The organism is Paenibacillus pseudetheri, from assembly GCF_924513355.1.
In the GTDB taxonomy this organism is placed as follows: domain Bacteria; phylum Bacillota; class Bacilli; order Paenibacillales; family Paenibacillaceae; genus Paenibacillus_AQ; species Paenibacillus_AQ pseudetheri.
Genome location: NZ_CAKMAB010000005.1, coordinates 37,949 through 55,684 on the forward strand (window position 1 = coordinate 37,949; position 17,736 = coordinate 55,684).

20 protein-coding genes are annotated in these 17,736 nt (G+C 46.1%); 3 read left to right on the top strand and 17 right to left on the bottom strand.

Annotation, left to right across the window (positions count from 1 at the left end; translation table 11 throughout):
- Positions 1–20: 20 nt before the first annotated feature.
- The 4 genes from sigF to L1028_RS05915 form a co-directional block, all read right to left on the bottom strand.
- The gene (gene sigF, locus L1028_RS05900) at positions 21–776 is read right to left on the bottom strand and encodes an RNA polymerase sporulation sigma factor SigF (protein WP_234532300.1); all 756 of its coding nucleotides are present in this window, start codon (positions 774–776) and stop codon (positions 21–23) included.
- A gap of 11 nt (positions 777–787) precedes the next feature.
- Positions 788–1,243, bottom strand: a complete 456-nt coding sequence (spoIIAB, locus tag L1028_RS05905; protein ID WP_234532302.1) for an anti-sigma F factor — start codon at positions 1,241–1,243, stop codon at positions 788–790.
- Positions 1,240–1,593 (bottom strand): anti-sigma F factor antagonist, encoded by a 354-nt coding sequence (gene spoIIAA, locus L1028_RS05910; RefSeq protein ID WP_042129729.1) that lies wholly within the window; start codon positions 1,591–1,593, stop codon positions 1,240–1,242. Before spoIIAA ends, spoIIAB begins: the two co-directional genes overlap by 4 nt.
- A 175-nt stretch (positions 1,594–1,768) precedes the next feature.
- Positions 1,769–2,905: a D-alanyl-D-alanine carboxypeptidase family protein gene (locus L1028_RS05915; protein WP_234532564.1), complete on the bottom strand. Its 1,137-nt coding sequence runs from the start codon at positions 2,903–2,905 to the stop codon at positions 1,769–1,771.
- Between the two features lie 374 nt (positions 2,906–3,279).
- On the opposite strand from L1028_RS05915, the gene L1028_RS05920 reads away from it, so the two are divergent.
- Positions 3,280–4,293: a serine hydrolase domain-containing protein gene (locus L1028_RS05920; RefSeq protein WP_234532304.1), complete on the top strand. Its 1,014-nt coding sequence runs from the start codon at positions 3,280–3,282 to the stop codon at positions 4,291–4,293.
- 101 nt (positions 4,294–4,394) lie between these two features.
- On the opposite strand, the gene L1028_RS05925 is transcribed toward L1028_RS05920, so the two are convergent.
- The 9 genes from L1028_RS05925 to L1028_RS05965 form a co-directional block, all read right to left on the bottom strand.
- The gene (locus tag L1028_RS05925; RefSeq protein ID WP_234532306.1) at positions 4,395–5,726 is read right to left on the bottom strand and encodes a pyrimidine-nucleoside phosphorylase; all 1,332 of its coding nucleotides are present in this window, start codon (positions 5,724–5,726) and stop codon (positions 4,395–4,397) included.
- A gap of 161 nt (positions 5,727–5,887) precedes the next feature.
- The gene (locus L1028_RS05930; RefSeq protein WP_234532308.1) at positions 5,888–6,712 is read right to left on the bottom strand and encodes a purine-nucleoside phosphorylase; all 825 of its coding nucleotides are present in this window, start codon (positions 6,710–6,712) and stop codon (positions 5,888–5,890) included.
- Positions 6,713–6,757: 45 nt separating this feature from the next.
- Positions 6,758–7,936, bottom strand: a complete 1,179-nt coding sequence (gene deoB / locus L1028_RS05935) for a phosphopentomutase (protein ID WP_234532310.1) — start codon at positions 7,934–7,936, stop codon at positions 6,758–6,760.
- Between the two features lie 226 nt (positions 7,937–8,162).
- Positions 8,163–9,056 (bottom strand): site-specific tyrosine recombinase XerD, encoded by an 894-nt coding sequence (gene xerD, locus L1028_RS05940; RefSeq protein WP_234532566.1) that lies wholly within the window; start codon positions 9,054–9,056, stop codon positions 8,163–8,165.
- A 158-nt stretch (positions 9,057–9,214) separates the two neighbouring features.
- A complete protein-coding gene (locus tag L1028_RS05945) occupies positions 9,215–9,448 on the bottom strand; it encodes a DUF4227 family protein (RefSeq protein ID WP_234532312.1) in 234 nt (77 codons plus the stop codon).
- Between the two features lie 161 nt (positions 9,449–9,609).
- A complete protein-coding gene (gene fur / locus L1028_RS05950) occupies positions 9,610–10,074 on the bottom strand; it encodes a ferric iron uptake transcriptional regulator (RefSeq protein ID WP_042129744.1) in 465 nt (154 codons plus the stop codon).
- 89 nt (positions 10,075–10,163) lie between these two features.
- Positions 10,164–10,814: a stage II sporulation protein M gene (gene spoIIM / locus L1028_RS05955; protein ID WP_234532314.1), complete on the bottom strand. Its 651-nt coding sequence runs from the start codon at positions 10,812–10,814 to the stop codon at positions 10,164–10,166.
- Between the two features lie 81 nt (positions 10,815–10,895).
- Positions 10,896–12,095 (bottom strand): endonuclease Q family protein, encoded by a 1,200-nt coding sequence (locus tag L1028_RS05960; RefSeq protein ID WP_234532315.1) that lies wholly within the window; start codon positions 12,093–12,095, stop codon positions 10,896–10,898.
- Entirely contained in the window at positions 12,086–12,658 is a 573-nt protein-coding gene (locus L1028_RS05965) for an NUDIX hydrolase (RefSeq protein WP_076299537.1), read from the bottom strand. Before L1028_RS05965 ends, L1028_RS05960 begins: the two co-directional genes overlap by 10 nt.
- Before the next feature lie 77 nt (positions 12,659–12,735).
- Between L1028_RS05965 and L1028_RS05970 the strand changes: the two genes are divergently transcribed.
- Positions 12,736–12,909: a hypothetical protein gene (locus tag L1028_RS05970; RefSeq protein WP_179085764.1), complete on the top strand. Its 174-nt coding sequence runs from the start codon at positions 12,736–12,738 to the stop codon at positions 12,907–12,909.
- Positions 12,910–13,004: 95 nt separating this feature from the next.
- Here the strand turns inward: L1028_RS05970 and L1028_RS05975 are convergent, their stop codons facing one another.
- The gene (locus L1028_RS05975) at positions 13,005–14,132 is read right to left on the bottom strand and encodes a tripeptidase T (RefSeq protein WP_234532316.1); all 1,128 of its coding nucleotides are present in this window, start codon (positions 14,130–14,132) and stop codon (positions 13,005–13,007) included.
- A 94-nt stretch (positions 14,133–14,226) separates the two neighbouring features.
- Here L1028_RS05975 and prli42 point away from each other — a divergent pair, with 94 nt between their 5' ends.
- Entirely contained in the window at positions 14,227–14,328 is a 102-nt protein-coding gene (gene prli42 / locus L1028_RS05980; protein WP_094872112.1) for a stressosome-associated protein Prli42, read from the top strand.
- Positions 14,329–14,410: 82 nt separating this feature from the next.
- Here prli42 and lipB read toward each other — a convergent pair whose 3' ends face one another.
- From lipB to L1028_RS05995, 3 genes are all read right to left on the bottom strand, one after another.
- Positions 14,411–15,121 carry a lipoyl(octanoyl) transferase LipB gene (gene lipB / locus L1028_RS05985; protein ID WP_234532317.1) on the bottom strand — a complete coding sequence of 237 codons (711 nt, stop codon included), beginning with the start codon at positions 15,119–15,121 and terminating at the stop codon, positions 14,411–14,413.
- 57 nt (positions 15,122–15,178) lie between these two features.
- Positions 15,179–16,549: a dihydrolipoamide acetyltransferase family protein gene (locus L1028_RS05990; RefSeq protein WP_234532318.1), complete on the bottom strand. Its 1,371-nt coding sequence runs from the start codon at positions 16,547–16,549 to the stop codon at positions 15,179–15,181.
- 199 nt (positions 16,550–16,748) lie between these two features.
- On the bottom strand, positions 16,749–17,735 hold the full coding sequence (locus L1028_RS05995; protein ID WP_042190385.1) for an alpha-ketoacid dehydrogenase subunit beta: 987 nt from the start codon (positions 17,733–17,735) through the stop codon (positions 16,749–16,751).
- Between the last annotated feature and the right edge of the window lies 1 nt (position 17,736).

Here is a 17,736-nt window from a genome sequence, read left to right on the forward strand (position 1 = left end):
ATTACATGAATAACTTTATCCTACTGAGCAATCTGCTCACGGATACTCTGCAATATTTTCTTCTCCAGCCGGGATACCTGCACTTGAGAGATCCCTAGACGACTGGCAACCTCCGACTGCGTTTGATCACGATAGTAGCGAAGATACACAATGAGACGTTCACGTTCACTTAGGCCTCCGATAGCTTCATTTAATGCCAGCTTGTCGAACCAACGCTCCTGTGATTCGTCAGCGATTTGATCAATCAGCGTGATCGGATCTCCATCATTCTCGAACACCGTCTCATGGATAGAGGTCGGTGGCTTATTGGCTTCTTGAGCGAATACCACTTCTTCGGGTGTAACCCCTAGCGCTTCCGCAACTTCCCCAATCGTAGGTAGACGATCAAGCGTTTTAGACATTTCGTCCTTCATCTTACGAACTTTATTAGCCATTTCCTTAAGGGAACGACTGACCTTCAAGGTGCCATCGTCACGAAGGAAACGCTGGATCTCACCGATAATCATCGGCACCGCATAAGTGGAGAACTTAACCTCATAACTGAGGTCAAATTTATCAACGGACTTTAGTAGTCCAATGCAACCGATCTGGAACAAATCGTCAGGCTCATACCCGCGGTTCATAAACCGCTGCACTACCGACCAGACCAGTCGGATATTACAGCTTACAAGCGTGTCGCGGGCAAGACTATCTCCGGCCTGACTGAGCGCGATAAGACGTTTGACCTCCGCATCGTCCAAATAGGTCGGCGGAGCTTTTTTTGACTCTGCATCCATGGCTCCAACCCCTAATTGTATAAAGCTTTTTTCGAGACGATGGTTTTCTTCATTGAGATAGAAGTACCGTGTCCCGGTTCACTAGTGACTTCAAATTCATCCATGAAATTCTCCATAATAGTAAAGCCCATGCCCGACCGCTCCAGCTCTGGCTTAGAGGTATACAGCGGCTGTTGCGCCAGCTCCAAATCCTCAATGCCCCGTCCTTGATCCTCAATAGTTAGATGTACCGTTTCGTTGTCCAGCGAAGCCGAAATGGTCACAATACCTTCCGGATCACTATCATACCCATGAATAATACAGTTGGTGACCGCTTCCGACACGACTGTCTTCAGATCATTCAGCTCGTCCATCGTAGGATCAAGCCGGGAAACGAACGCTGCTACGACTATACGCGCGAACGATTCGTTCTCCGAGCGTGCAGCGAACTGCACGTTCATGAAGTTACCAGCCTTACTATTTGTCATAACGCAACCTCCAAATCCGAGAGTGCAGTACTCTCGTCGTCATATAGGGGCATGATTTTGAACAGGCCTGACATTTCCAGCAGCCGCTTCACAGGTGCCGTTGCATCACACACAACCATTTTTCCACCTTTGCTGTGGATCAGTTTATACCTTCCCAGAATCACGCCTAGACCTGAACTGTCCATAAACTGCAGATGCTTAAGACTAAGAACCAAATGCGATACCTGACCACGCATAATCGCTTCATCCATATCCATTCTTACAAAATCGGCTGCGTGATGATCCAACTCCCCTGATAAACGGACAATCAACACACCCCTGTGATGCTCCATCTCCACATGAGAATTCATGCTTGCCACTCTCCTCTTCGTTGCTTTGAAAACTGACCTTGAAAGACAGTACCTATTCCCTTCAAGGACAAGGTTTTCTACGCGGCAAATCAGGAATCCTGCCTCACGACAAAACTAGAAGAAAACCCCTATGAATCTACAGAGTACATGGGGGTAATCTACAAAAAAACCGTTTTTAATCTACGCCGAACATCGAGCCTGTTGTGCGCTTAAAGAGCTTCCACCAGCCTGCTTTCGGCACAGCTTCCCCTGCTTTTAATTCATATTCCTTAATCACTTGGGTTCCTTGGTAGACCACTAGCTTGCCCACAGATTGACCTTCAGCTACTGGAGCCTTCACGCTTTCCGGCAATACTAGTTCGTGGCGAATGCCTTCTTGAGTCACACCTTTTTTCAAAAGAACACTGTACGTCTCTTTGGCTGTTATCGGCAACTCGGATTTTACGCCCTTTTCAATCTTTAGGGTGCCAATGGCATCCCCTTCTTTATGGATCGTGTGTACTTTATATTGCGAGAACAGATAATCGAACATGCCTGACACTTCACTGTTGCGTGTCTTTGTGTTCGGCTCGCCTAGCACAACAGCGACAGCACGTAGGCCATCTCTAGCTGCTGTAGCGGACAGACAGAATTTTGCCTCAGCAGTGTAACCTGTCTTCAATCCGTCAGCACCAGTGTAGAAACGCACCAGCTTGTTCGTGTTCACCAACCAGAACGGTTTGGTTGAATCCTTACGTAAGTAATCCTGATAGGAACCGGTATATTTGATAATTTGATCATGCTTCAAAAGCTCCCGACTGATGACCGCAATATCGTAAGCTGAGGAATAGTGATTGGCGGCTGGAAGACCGTTGCAGTTGGCAAAGTGGGTATCTTTTAGACCCAGTTCCTCTGCACGTTTATTCATCAGATCGACAAAAGCACTCTCTGAACCAGCTATTTTCTCCGCCATCGCCACAGAAGCATCATTACCAGAGGCCATAGCGATGCCTTTGAGCATATCGTCTACCGTCATTTCTTCACCAGGCTCCAGAAAAATCTGCGATCCGCCCATAGAAGCCGCATATTCACTTGTTCGCACCTTATCAGTCAGCTGCAGCCTTCCTTCATCCAGCGCTTCCACCGTTAGTAACATTGTCATAATTTTCGTAATACTTGCGGGAGGCAGCTTATCATGGCTGTTCTTCTCATAAATAACGGTTCCGGTACCAGCGTCCATCAAAATAGCAGAACGTGCTCCCGGTGCGAGGTCTACAGCGGCAGTATTACTGCCAGAGTCCTTGGTTTTTTCTTCTGCATAAGCGCCTGACATAGGTCCTAGAACCGACACAGCGATACAGAGCACAAGCACAGCAAAACGCATTTTTCTCACAATGGTTCCCCTCCTGAACGTTAACCTTCATATCACAGGTACTGTGTTCCAGTTTCGTCAGAAAGGGTGGAAATTATTCCATTTTTAAGGAAATAACCACAATTATTTATCTCAAGAAGTAAGGATGTCATTAATTAAAAAAAGCCCAGCAGCAGTTGCAGAGCATTTTTATTATAGGGGAGAATAAATAATATTTCAAATTTAAAGTATTTCCATTTTTTTAGTCCTTATTTTAAGACTTTTAAAGGTAAATCGTAGGCTTTCACGAATGATATCTAAGAACCTATACTGTCTTACAGAGGAGTGAATATACAATGAACCCACTTAAAACTTATATTGAGACAGAAGCAAAACAGAACGATTTCTCAGGCGTAGTACTAGCAAAACAATATAATAAAGAAATCGTCAGCAGCTGTTACGGTTATGCCAATAAGTCGGATAAGCGCGAAAACAATAATCATACTCGGTTCGGGATCGCTTCCGGGTGTAAAATATTCACAGCAATTGCCGTCTGTCAACTGGTCGAAAGGGGATTGATTTCTTTCGAAAGCAGATTATCAGACTATCTAAAGAAGGTAGAGTTCCCTCTCTTTAATTCTGAAATCACCATACATCAGCTGCTTACGCACAGCTCTGGGATTCCAGATTATTTTGATGAAACAATCATGGATGATTTCGAAGAACTGTGGAAGGCACAACCTATGTACACTTTACGCCAGCTGGAAGACTTTGTACCGATGTTTCAAAACCTCCCCATGATGTGGACCCCTGGTGAACGTTTCCACTACAACAATGCCGGATATATCGTGCTAGGTCTTCTGTTGGAGGAACTGAGTGGAATGTCCTTTTCCGATTATGTGGAGCTTCACATCTTTAAGCCTTGCGGAATGGAACAATCCGGTTATTTTACATTAGATGCCTTACCTGCCAATTGTGCACTAGGATACATAGAGGAAGAGAATGGTAGCTGGAGAAGCAACATCTATTCAATCCCGGTAAAAGGAGGCGCTGATGGTGGGGCTTTCGTAACCGCTCCCGACATGCAGCTATTCTGGAACGGGCTAATGAACCATACCCTTTTGAGTCCAGTACTCACTTCATTGTTGCTTACTCCCCACATACATGTGGATGGTGAAGGCTATTATGGTTATGGTGTATGGATCACCCTCCGAGAAGAAAAAGTGTTCAAATTTCACATTATGGGCTACGATCCCGGTGTTTCCTTCCGATCGGCTATCTATCCGGCTAGCGGAGAGACTGTGGTCGTATTATGTAATACAAGCAGCGGGGCTTCTCAGATTTTCAATCTTATCGATAAGCATTTGTAGATGCTCCGCCAAAAACACAAAACAGCGAGCCTCCTATTACGGGAGGCTCGCTTTACTGTCTATTTCAGGTCTTTGTCAGGACAATAATTACATTTCCTTGGCTAGTACCGTGTTACTCCATCCTTCGTAACAAGCGCGAACACCAGTGGCAATGGTGGAACCGACTCAGAAGTAATACGGTAAGCTTCTAACACCTTACCCTCAGCTTCCTCTACTTTCTTGTCACTGGCATCATTGATATGCAATACTGCAAGTGTATCGCCGATCTCTACAGCATCTCCAACTTTTTTAGAGAGTTGAATACCCACAGCCAAATCTATTACAGATTCCTTGGTTTCTCGCCCTGCACCAAGCAGCATAGCAGCAATGCCGATTTCTTCTGCTTGAATACCCTCAATGAACCCCTCAGTTTTCGCTTTCACTTCAATGAATCGTTTAGCAGCAGGGAGTTTCTCCGGATCATCGATTTGTGATACATCGCCGCCTTGCGCACCCACGATTTGTTTGAATTTCTCCAGCGCTGTGCCATCTTCAATATGTGTCATCAGAATCGAACGAGCCTCCGCTTCATCCTTGGCTTTACCGCCAAGAACAAGCATCTGGCTGCCCAGAATAAGGCAGACTTCCTGCAAATCTTTAGGACCGTGACCCTTCAAGGTCTCGATTCCTTCCTTAATTTCCAGTGCATTTCCGATCCCGTAACCCAGTGGCTGATCCATATCACTGATGATCGCAACGGTATTACGACCCAAATGGGTGCCGATATCCACCATAGCCTGGGCAAGCGCAATAGAATCATCAAGCGTCTTCATAAAAGCGCCGCTGCCGGTTTTGACATCCAGCACAATAGCGTCTGCACCAGCTGCAATCTTCTTGCTCATCACTGAGCTTGCAATGAGAGGGATGGATTCAACAGTTGCCGTTACATCCCGAAGGGCATACAGCTTTTTGTCTGCGGGTGTAATGTTGCCCGACTGGCCGATCACGGCAGCTCCGATCTCACCTACTTGATCAAAGAAACGCTCGCGATCCATCTCGACAGAGAAGCCAGTGATCGACTCCAACTTATCAAGTGTGCCTCCTGTATGCCCTAATCCGCGGCCGGACATCTTCGCTACCGGTACTCCAGCAGAAGCTACCAACGGTGCAAGCACCACGGTGGTTTTATCTCCCACTCCACCTGTGGAGTGCTTATCAACCTTAATGCCTGCGATTGGGCTCAGATCAACTTGATCACCGGACATCGCCATTTCCATCGTTAGATCACCGGTCTCCCGCGCGTTCATGCCTTGAAAGTAAACCGCCATGGCCCAAGCGGAAAGTTGATAATCAGGAACTTCACCTTTACTATAGCCTTGAATTAGAAAGGATATTTCCTCACGACTCAGCTCTCCACCGTCTCTTTTTTTCTGAATAATGTCGACAGCTCTCATTTTACACCTGCATTTCACGGACATTTGCGCGAGCAAATCCGATATATTTTGGTTTAGTTAAATTAACTACCTTTACTACCTGTTCATACGTCAATGGCTGAAATTTAATCACTTGTGTCATAATTATGACCTCCCAGTAATTCAAAATGCAGTGCCCGAAATTACATTTTTGGAATAAAGCCTAAGACCAGTTTCAAGAAACGTTCACGCACACGTTCTGCAGTTTCCATCACCTCTTCATGATTGAGAGGTTGATCCAGGATTCCCGCGGCCATGTTAGTAATACAGGAGATGCCCAGTACCTCGATACCCGCATGACGAGCAACAATGGTCTCCGATACTGTAGACATGCCCACAGCATCGGCGCCTAGTGTACGAAGCATTACGATTTCAGCAGGCGTTTCATAGCAAGGTCCCAGCAGACCCGCATATACGCCTTCTTTGAACTCGAAATTCTGTTGAGCTGCCGTCTCTTTCGCTACCTGGATCAAGCGGCGACTGTAGGCGGTCGACATATCTGGGAAGCGGACACCAAGTGCAGGATCATTAGGTCCTATTAAAGGATTCCGTCCAGTCATATTAAGATGATCCGTAAGAAGCATAAGATCACCCGGCGTGAAATCAGTGTTCACTCCACCAGCTGCATTCGTTACTAATAAACTGGCTATACCAAGCTCTTTCATAACTCGTACAGGGAATGCCGTTACCTCCGGTCCATAACCTTCATACATATGAAAGCGGCCCTTCATCATCACGACTCGGCGGCCTTCGATCATACCAATTAATAGCTCGCCCTCATGTCCTTCTACAGTAGACACAGGAAAGTGAGGAATCTCATCATATGGAATGCTTACTCCATCAGTAATAAGGTCTGCTAGCACACCGAGGCCTGAACCAAGGATCAATCCAATTTCCGGAGCCACCGGACATTTGTCTTTTATATATATGGCTGCTTTTTGAATTTCCTTTTGAGTTAACGCGCTCATGGATGATCCTCCTTCATTGATGTTGTGGAGCAACCCACAACCCTTTTATTGCAGTTTCGCTAAAAAGCTTGTCCCATACTGCGGCGCCTTCGCACCAAAGTTATCAGAAATGGTTGCAGCTACATCAGAGAAGGTTTCACGAATGCCCAAACTTTCTGGATGTTTAAACCGTGGGCTATAGATCAAGAGCGGCACATATTCACGGGTATGGTCAGTTCCACTATGGATCGGATCGTTACCATGGTCTGCAGAAATAATCAATAGATCATCTTCACCGAGCGCAGATAGAATTTCAGGCAGCGCCTGATCGAACACTTCCAGTGCACGACCGTATCCTTCTGGATCACGACGATGACCATACAAAGAGTCAAAATCCACCAGATTCGTAAACAGGAAACCGTCAAACGGTTGACGAAGCTGCTCAATAGTAACTTCGATTCCATGTTCATTGCTCTTCGTCGGATAAGAAGCCGTAACTCCTTCTCCTGTAAAGATATCGTTGATCTTACCCACCGCGATAACATCCTTACCGATATCAGCCAGCGCGTTCATTACCGTTGGTTCTGGCGGCTTCACGGCATAGTCATGCCGGTTTGGCGTCCGAACGAAATTACCTGGTTCGCCAACATATGGACGAGCAATCACGCGACCAACCGAGAATTCTGGAGCCATCGTCAGCTCACGGGCTATTTTACAAGCGCTGTACAGCTCTTCGAGTGGAATGATATCTTCATGTGCAGCAAGCTGGAACACGCTGTCCGCAGAGGTGTAGACAATCCAAGCACCGGTTTTCATTTGCTCTTCGCCGTATTCAACAAGAATCTCCGTACCGGAAGCCGGTTTATTCCCGATTACCTTACGACCAGTTGCCGCTTCGAACTTCTCAATCAATTCTGCTGGAAAACCGTCAGGATACGTATTGAAAGGAACCTCAATCTTCAGCCCCATTAGCTCCCAGTGTCCGGTCATCGTATCCTTGCCTACAGATACTTCCTGCATTTTGCCGTAGTACCCTGTTGGTGAAGCTACAGGCTCAAGCGGTGGCAGCGGTGCAATATTTGCTAACCCGAGCTTCTGGAGATTAGGAAGCTTCAAACCAGGAACACGATTCAATATATGACCAAGCGTATGTGATCCAGCATCACCGAAATTCGCAGCATCTGGCGCTTCACCGATACCGACACTATCTAGAACAATAAAACCAATTCGTTTAAATGAGGACATTGTTGTCTTCACTCCTTTTTTAATATAGATATTCTTTCTTGCCAACAAGAAGAAACGGCTGTACCGTCTTCAGAAGACATAGGCTTCCGAAGCTAGCGATACAATGTACCGCTTATCAGGTATCCGTTTCTGCTAAAAGATAACCTGCGGATCATTCCCCAGTCTATCCTTTCAGTATGATTCCATCATAACCATCTTACTCACAAAAAGCATCTTTAAAGCAGAATTAACGAGCTCTAGGATGGTGGCTCTCATATACTTCCTTCATATTCTTACGGGCTATACCGTTATAAATCTGAGTCGTTGAAATATCGGCATGACCCAGCATTTGTTGTACGGAACGCAAATCCGCTCCGCCTTCCAGTAAATGGGCTGCGAAGGAATGCCTAAGCGTATGTGGTGTAATATCCTGCTCAATGTTTGCTTCCCGCGCATATTTTTTTATGATTTTCCAAAAGCCTTGCCGGGTTAATCTACCGCCTAGACTATTCAGGAACATGGCCTGTTCCTCCTGATGATCACGAAGCAGCTTGTCCCTCATAAGGGAAGTGTAAGCCGATACACTCTCAGCAGCAAGGGTTCCAATGGGAACTACCCTCTCCTTGCCAGATGTTCCTGTACAGCGTGCAAATTTCATATCTGTATTCACATCATCCACGTTAAGCGAGATTAATTCAGAAACCTTAATGCCTGTTGCATAGAGTAATTCCAGCATAGCCTTATCACGAACCCCTTGTGGCGTACTCACATCCGGCGCAGCCAATAACTGCTCGATTTCCGAAATGGTAAGCACCATAGGAGCTTTCTTATCAGGCTTCATGGTCTCCATGTCCAGTGTTGGATCCTGCTCAATCAAACGTTCCTTCAGCAAATAATGAAAAAAAGCACGGAGGGATACTGCGTTCCTGTTCAACGTTGCAGTTGCTCGGCCAGCTCCGCGTAATGAACCAAGATATAACATCACATGAGATCTTCGGATCTCATCAGGCTGACTAGCCCCCCGCTCTTCAGCGAACTCCAGAAACTGCGATACATCCCTACCGTAAGATTCCAGTGTATTCGGGGACAAGCCTTTATCTCCGGACAAATAATGTAAAAACGGCTGCAAGTGTGACTTCATCATTTCACGCTCCTGTCCTGGCGCAGCTACTCATAGTGACTTCCTGCAGCACATTCAGCATGAGGCTTCTGCAGATGTGTACATTTAGTATACGCTGCATGAATCCACCTTGTTTTCTTCGACATTCTTCTCGCTTGTTCCTGCTTCCTAATAAGCTTTCATTCTCCGTACCAGTAATAGAAGCGCAAACGCTGTCTTGTATCCAGACCATCACCACCACGATCGGCATGATCAAAAGCCCGAACAGCGGTGCCTTCAGGAATTCCATAATCTTCTATCGGACTGATCCATTCACCAAGCCAGCTCATAGCACTGTAGAGCAAATAGCTTAGTGCCACAAACATGATCATAAAATACAGCTTTCGAACTGTTTTGGGCACAGAAACGATCATATGGACGCCTCCCTTTAACATACAGTTAAGATCTGCTCGTCCTTCACCTTATGCACCAAAACGGACTGATATGTATACCTCTAATCGACCAATCATTTAAAAAGCTCCCTCCGGTAAAAAACCGGGGAGAGCTTATGAAGTGAATTTCATTATAAGATGACTTAGGACGGATTCCCGTTTGAATTATTCTTATCGCTACACCGATAGCATATCCCATGAAAATCAAGTCTATGATCAAGCACTGTGAAATTAAATTCTTTCTCCAGCCGCTCTTCTAGCGGACCTAGCCAATCCTCGCGAATCTCATCCATACTACCGCATTGCACACAAATCAAATGATGATGATGGTGCTTCGCAGTATCTGTTCGCAGATCATAACGGGCGACACCGTCACCGAAGTTAATCTTTTCTACGACGTGAAGCTCGCTAAGAAGTTCCAGGGTACGATATACAGTCGCAAGACCGATCTCGGGAGCTTTCTCTTTCACGAGCATAAAAACATCTTCTGCACTAAGATGATCTTCCTCATTCTCCAGCAGCACTCTTAAGGTCGCTTCCCGTTGGGGTGTAAGCTTGTATCCTTGGGATTGTAACTGTTGCTTAATTTTGTCTATCCGAGCTTCCATTGTCTCCCTCCCCCTTGGAAAATAACCTCACCGGTCTTCAAACCACTTCTTCCATTATAGGGGGTGTCGCTTTGAGAAGTCAAACGCTTTTACTGCAAGCCCAAGGTAGTCACTGCTTGTACAAGTGAGGGCGTAACCCAGCGCATCATGATCGGCGTAACATAGGTCTCAAAACTAGAAATGCCCAGAATCAACAGTGCCATTACAAGTGACAATATGGTGTACATAGTAAACGGTCGAGTCACTGGTGTCCGACGTTGTCCTAGCACTCGGCTACGAATCATCTGCAAGGAAAAGGCGATCGCCGCTGCACTACTTACCAACAACACAGGAATCAGTACCAGATTGTGCGGAGCCACAGAGACTAACGCGAACAGCATTCCATGCCATGAATATTGACTTACTAGACAACCGACCGTAAAGCCGATCAATACCCCTTTAAGAAAATCAAGAATCAAGATTCCTGGCAGCCCAATGACTGATAATCCAAGGATCCAGATCAGCCCAATCCATTTCAGATTTAAGGCCGCTATGCTCCAATACGAATCAGGTGCTGCGGGTAGACCCTGTTGATCAACCGTTACAAAGAAATTCCCTAGATAATCGCTCAGCTCCTGTTGCTGATCCATCGTAAGCGCACTAACGATAAGAGCTCCAAATACAACACCTACCAGAAATAATACGCCGACAAAAATATACAGAGGCGTCTGTTCCTTCATCATCAGCCTTAAATTACGCATCGAGACGTTCCCCTTTCCGGTTACATGTTACACCATATGAGAAAACGTCCCGCGATATGACTTGTCCTTAGGACAATAACTCTACTTTCCAGGTTGTACGACTTTACCGTATGTTCCCCCACCGCCTGCTGATAATTCCAATATGCCTGAGCGGGCCCTAACGATCATAGCCGCCAAATCCACTCCAACTACGCTAGCAATTTCCGCTTCACCACAACCATGTAAAATGTTCATCTCCGTGCCAAAAGCTTGCAGTAACGCGTTCATCTTAGCCTTCCCGAGGCCTGGAATAAATTCAAGTGGAACCTGATAGTGATAAGGCGGACGATTTGCGGGTACTAGAGGCGTCTTTCGGTCTGCGATATCTAGGATCCGGTCGAATACACCCCTCACCAATTTAAGACTGCCACAATACTGGCAGCGTTCCGATGTGACATAAGCTTCGTCAATAATACTGCCACAACCTCCGCAGTAGGTTCGGTGATATTTACCAAGCCGGGGGTTAAGTCCGAAATTGGCAGTTACCTTCCGCCCTTCCTTACGTTCTAGTGCGAGCCGCAGTTCAGCGAACGAAGGCTGTGCCAGGTCCATCACATTATACTCACGCCCTAACTTACCCAGTGAATGCGCATCTGAGTTGGTTAGAAACGTGAAATTATCCAGTTCAGAAAGATATCCAGCCATTTCGGAGTCTGCACTCAGCCCAAGTTCAACCGCAGCTATGCGGTCCAGATCAAAGATGTCCGCCATACGCTCTGCAGCACAGCCGTACAAGCCCTTATGGGGCGTGAAGATATGCGCCGGGATAAGAATGCCTCCCCGCCCGTAAATCTCATCCTGAAGCTCCCTAGCCGGAGCATACAGGCGCTGGGAACTTAGATTCACATTCCGCATATAGCGACTCATCCACGCACTAAAATCGGTCATGCACTCCACGTCCGGCATGTAGGCGAGCACATGACACTCTTTTCGCCCAGGCTCACGGATTTCAATCTCTGTTCCCAGAATGATCGCAGTCTCTCGGTAAGTAATCCCTCCACCTTCAGCTAACGTCATCTCTCCAGATTCCAAGGAACGTTGAATATCACGTAGAACGCCTGGTGAATGACTATCAATAATACCGATCATCTCAAGGCCCTTGCGCTCTGCAGCTTCTTTGGCAATTCCAGCAAAGGTGAGCTCACGGGAACCGCTGATTTTAACCGCTTGTCCTTCTGACGTTCGTCCTATATGAACATGCAAATCGCAATAGAAACTCTTCAGTTCAGTTGTTAATTCCATTGGCCTGTCAGCGTGTATAGATGCCAAGCATACACTGCCATCATCGTCTTCGCGTCCGCGATGCGCCCGTCAGCCATATATTGATACGCTTCCTCCAGGGTAAGCTCCGAAACTTCTAGAAATTCGTCCTCGTCCAGTGACATATCCCCTGGCTTTGCATTAGTAGTCACATACAAATGAATAATCTCATCGGCGAAGCCGGGAGAAGTATAGAAGGATTTAAGCAATTTCAGATCTCCACTGTGAAATCCAGTCTCTTCCTGAAGTTCACGACCAGCCGCAACTAATGGATCTTCACCTTTATCCAGCTTCCCAGCCGGAATTTCTACTTCAGTGCGTTGCATGGGCTGACGGTATTGCTCTACAACAAGCATTTTGTTGTTGTTTAAAGCAAGCACCGCTACGGCGCCGGGATGCTTCACAACTTCACGTGTCGCAGTATTTCCATCAGGCAGTCTCACTGTGTCCACCTGTAAAGATATAATCTTCCCATCAAAAACAGGCTGTGTAGACAATGTCACTTCATCAAGCTCGGGTTTGCTGTGCAAATGTTGTTCTCCCATAAAGTTTCTGGTCTCCTTTTTCTCTATTGTGCATACGGTGTATTATAGCAAATTTAAAGGGAAAGAAGGAATTTCAGATGAACGAAATCTTCAGCCGTACAAGCTCATCCGCAGTTACAATGGTAGGTAAACCGGAGGAAATAAAGGCCATCTTAGCTAGGTGGATAGAGCGGTATGGGCCCGATATGCCTCTCTCATACATTCTCTCCCTAAAGGATCAATCCAAGATCATTCCAACCAAAGCAGGGTAAATTCTTAATCAAACATGCTCTTATAATTATAAGGAGCTGCTCCCAAGCTTAACAACTTGGAGGCAGCTCCTTCATTTAATTAAAAGAGCTTTAGATTAGCCCTTTACGCTCTCTTTAACAATATTCACTACAAGCTCAGCCACTTTAACAATGTCTTCGGCTTTAATCCGTTCCTTAGTGGTATGGATATGCTCGTATCCTACAGCGAGGTTAATGGTCGGAACATCTAAGCCATTGAACACGTTAGCGTCACTTCCTCCACCTGAGTGGAACAGACGTGGCGTAAGTCCCATAGAAGTGATAGCCCGTTGTGCAAGTTGTACCACTGGATCATTTTCATTAAAGCTGAAAGCTGGATAAATAATTTCACTACGGAATTCGCATTCTGCACCGTGTTCACGGACAGTGGTCTCCAGTGCTTCACGCATTGAAGCGATTTGATCGCCAACTTTTTCCTGCACGATACTACGTGCTTCTGCGTCCAATTGAACGTGATCGCACACCACATTCGTAGGACCGCCGCCAGCGAATTTACCGATATTCGCAGTCGTTTCGTTGTCGATCCGACCAAGCTTCATGGCGGCAATCGCTTTGCTGGCTACTTGAATCGCACTGATGCCGTCTTCTGGATTAACACCTGCATGAGCTGATTTTCCGAAGATTTGCATCGTAATCTTAGCTTGTGTAGGTGCCGCAACTGCAATCGCACCGACTTCACCATTGGAATCGAGTGCGAAACCGAAGTCTGCATCCAAATTACTCGGATCCATCGAACGTGCACCTAGCAATCCAGATTCTTCACCCGCAGTAATTACGAACTGAATCTGACCATGTGGCAATTTTTGCTCTTGAATCACTCTGATCGCTTCAAACAGTGCAGCTAGCCCAGCTTTGTCATCTGCTCCAAGGATCGTAGTGCCGTCACTTGTAATCCATCCATCCGCGCCGAGCGTAGGCTTGATATTTTGTCCAGGAACGACTGTATCCATGTGGCAAGTGAACAGAAGCTTGGGTGCAGATCCACCGTTCTCAGCCAGCCAGGTAATGAATAGATTACCCGCTCCATGTCCAGTTCTTTCCTGGGAATCATCTTCGGTAACTTCTAAGCCAAGAGCGTTAAATTTGCTCTTGAGCACATCGGCAATCTGCCGTTCATTTCTTGTTTCACTATCAACTTGGACAAGTTCCATAAATTCTTGAATCAATCTGTCTTGTGAAATCACTGGACTTCCCTCTCTTTCGTGAATACGTTACAATGGTTGTACAGAAAGACCATCTTCATGCTATTAACTTAAACTAAATCTAAAGGAGTTACTCATGCAACGTAATAAGTGGTTCAAAATCTTCATCTACGTCATGTTGTTCGCCATGATTGCCTCTACGCTCTTTATGGTTATCGAGCCTTTCCTTGCAGGTTAATATCTACACAAGGAACATTGATAATAGCGGCTAGGGATTCCCTTGCCGCTATTTGGCTTGCCTGTTAGTTCGTTAATCAACCTTAAGCCATAGTGCCGAAGAACTCATCCTGCTCTTCATAAGGAAAGTGTCTTAGAAAATACGGGACCAATTCTTTAGCCACATCTTGAAGTTCAAAACGACGACCTGCACACTCTTCTAGGGAAGTTACTCCAAATTCAGTGATACCGCATGGAATAATACCTTTAAAGCCGTATCCAGATATTCCTTCAGAAATGTTAAAAGCAAAACCATGGCTAGTTACAAACCCTCTTCGGAATTTGCTTTTGTTAAACTTGACACCAATGGCACAGATCTTCTCGTCTCCAACCCATACCCCTGTATACTCCGGTTTCCGTTCCCCTACAATTCCGTAGGATGCCAAATAATCAATAATCACTGCTTCCAGACTGCGCAAGTACCCGCGTAAATCTACCTTACCTTCTTCACCTAGCATAAGGATCGGATAACCTACAAGCTGACCCGGTCCGTGATATGTAATATCTCCTCCCCGGTCGATTTCAAACAGCGCGATTCCTTTTTCTTTGAGCTGCTCTTCATCTAAAAGAAGATGTTCTGGATGATTCTGTGAACCAATAGTATAGGTAGGCGGATGCTGCAAAAGAATCAATCGTTCCGGTTGCTCACCAGCATCAATGGCGTGCACACTTTCCTTCTGCAGATCCCAAGCCTCCCCATACTCCATAATAGGGTCATATGAAATCTGCAGCTTACGAATATCCGAATTATTCATACCGTCAGGTCCCCTTTTTCAGTCTCATGCCTGCACAGTTTGGCTCGTTATTATTCTTCAGTAAAGTTTCGTATCTGGGGTATATCCTTCAATGTTATCCTTAACGCGTTGCAAGAAACGACCGCAAATCACTCCATCCAGAATCCGATGATCCAGCGACAGACAAATATTAGCCATTGATCGTACACCTATCATATCGTTAATGACCACAGGTCTTTTTACAATCGATTCAAACGTTAAAATCGCTGCCTGTGGATAGTTAATGATTGGATAAGAAAGAATGGAGCCAAATGATCCAGTATTATTTACAGTGAAAGTCCCTCCCTGCAAATCTTCCAGACTCAGTTTGCCTTCCCGGGTTTTTTGTGCCAATTCATCAATCTCACGTGCCAGCCCGGCAACGTTTTTCTGATCAGCCTTCTTAATTACAGGAGTGATAACCGAATCTTCAGTACCTACCGCTAACGAGATATTGATATCACGTTTGACAATAATTTTGTCTACAGCCCAGACAGAGTTCATAATCGGGTAATCCTTAATCGCACTCACAACAGCCTTCATCATGAAAGCCAGATAGGTTAGATTGATACCTTCTTTACGCTTGAACTCATCCTTATGTTTATTGCGCAGTGCGACCAGATTAGTCACATCTACCTCAATCATTGTCCAAGCATGCGGAATCTCCGAGACACTTTGGCGCATTCTTGTAGCGATTGTATTCCGGATTGGTGTTACATCAATCAGGTATTCCGAACTGCTGCCTCGGCCACCCTCGACTTCAATTGTTGGAATACGAGGAGATTCGCTCAAATGTAGACCCGAATGACGAAGAGGCTCTTCCGTCTTCTTCTCTTGGGCTTGAACGAACTGTGGAGCAGGCGGTTGTGACACCACTGGGGCAGGTTGACTAGCAGAAATCGAAGCTGCAGATGTAGCTCCGCCACTTTCGATGAAGGCCAGCACATCCTTACGGGTAATTCGACCACCCATACCTGTACCCATAACTAAAGTCAGGTCGATGTTATGCTCAGCCGCCAAAGTCTGTACCGCGGGAGAGTAGCGTGCACGCATTGTATCGTTAGCAGTTGAGGTGGCACTTTGTCCTGCAACATTACTAGAGGAATCAGCTACAACTGTGTTAGTGTTCGTCACGTTTGGAGCAGCAGATGCAGTCACAGGCACGGCAATACGACAAATGACTTCGCCGACATTGACAACCTGACCTTCTTCCGCCAATAGTTCACCCATAACTCCATCTATCGTTGAAGGCAATTCAGCGTTTACCTTATCTGTAATAAGCTCACATAATGGTTCATATTGCTCTACCGGATCGCCCGGTTTCTTCAGCCATTTGCCGATCGTCGCCGATACTAGCGATTCCGCCAGCTGCGGCATGATCACGTCAGTCAACTTTTGGTTGTCAGACATCTTTTCACTCCTTAAAAGTTTTACGAAGTAAAACTCACTTCGTAAGCATAATCTTTAAGTTTTACGAAGCTTCGCTTCTTAGAAATACTTCGCAGTAAAACTTGCATCGTAAGCATTTAACTTAAGTTTTACGAAGTAAAACTCACTTCGTAAGCATAATCTTTAAGTTTTTACGAAGCTTCGCGTCCACTCAACTATTTTAATATTGCGCCAGTCGAAGCATTTCTGCCTTCACTTTTTCTTTGCTAAGCATGAAGAACTTCTCCATTGGTGGGCTGATTGGCATCGCCGGAACATCCGGACCACAAAGACGGAAGATCGGCGCGTCTAGTTCAAATAGACAATGCTCAGCGATAATCGCCGCCACTTCGCCACCAATACCGCCCGTTTTATTGTCCTCGTGCACAATAAGAACCTTCCCTGTCTCACGAGCAGCAGCTATGATCGCCTCACGATCAAGAGGCTGCAAGGTCCGCAGATCCAGAATATGCGCTGTAATGCCTTCTTCGCGCTCCAATTCTTCTGCTGCTTGCATCGCAAAATGCAATGGCAAACTATAACCAATAACCGTAATATCTGTTCCCTTACGCAGCAGATTAGCTTCGCCAATTGGAACGGTGTAATCACCTTCTGGCACTTCTTCCTTGATCAGCTTATAGCACTTTTTGTTCTCGAAGAATAAAACCGGATCAGGATCACGAACGGCTGCTTTCAATAGTCCTTTTGCATCGTAAGCAGAGTAAGGTGCGACAATCTTCAATCCCGGTGTACCGAAGAAAATCGATTCCGGGCACTGAGAATGGTACAGACCGCCGAATACACCGCCGCCGATAGGCGCACGAATGACAACCGGGCAATTCCAATCGTTATTTGAACGATAGCGGATTTTGGCCGCTTCGCTAATGATTTGATTCGTTGCTGGAAGCATGAAGTCAGAGTACTGCATTTCAGCAATCGGCTTCATACCATACATAGCTGCACCAATCGCCACACCAGCGATAGCTGATTCCGCTAATGGTGTATCCAGTACACGCTCTTCTCCGAACTGTTCTTGCAGACCTTTTGTTGTGGTAAATACGCCACCTTTGAGACCCACGTCCTCACCAAGCACAAACACGGATTCATCGCGTTCCATTTCTTCCTTCATCGCGAGCCGAATGGCATCGATATATTCCATTATAGCCATG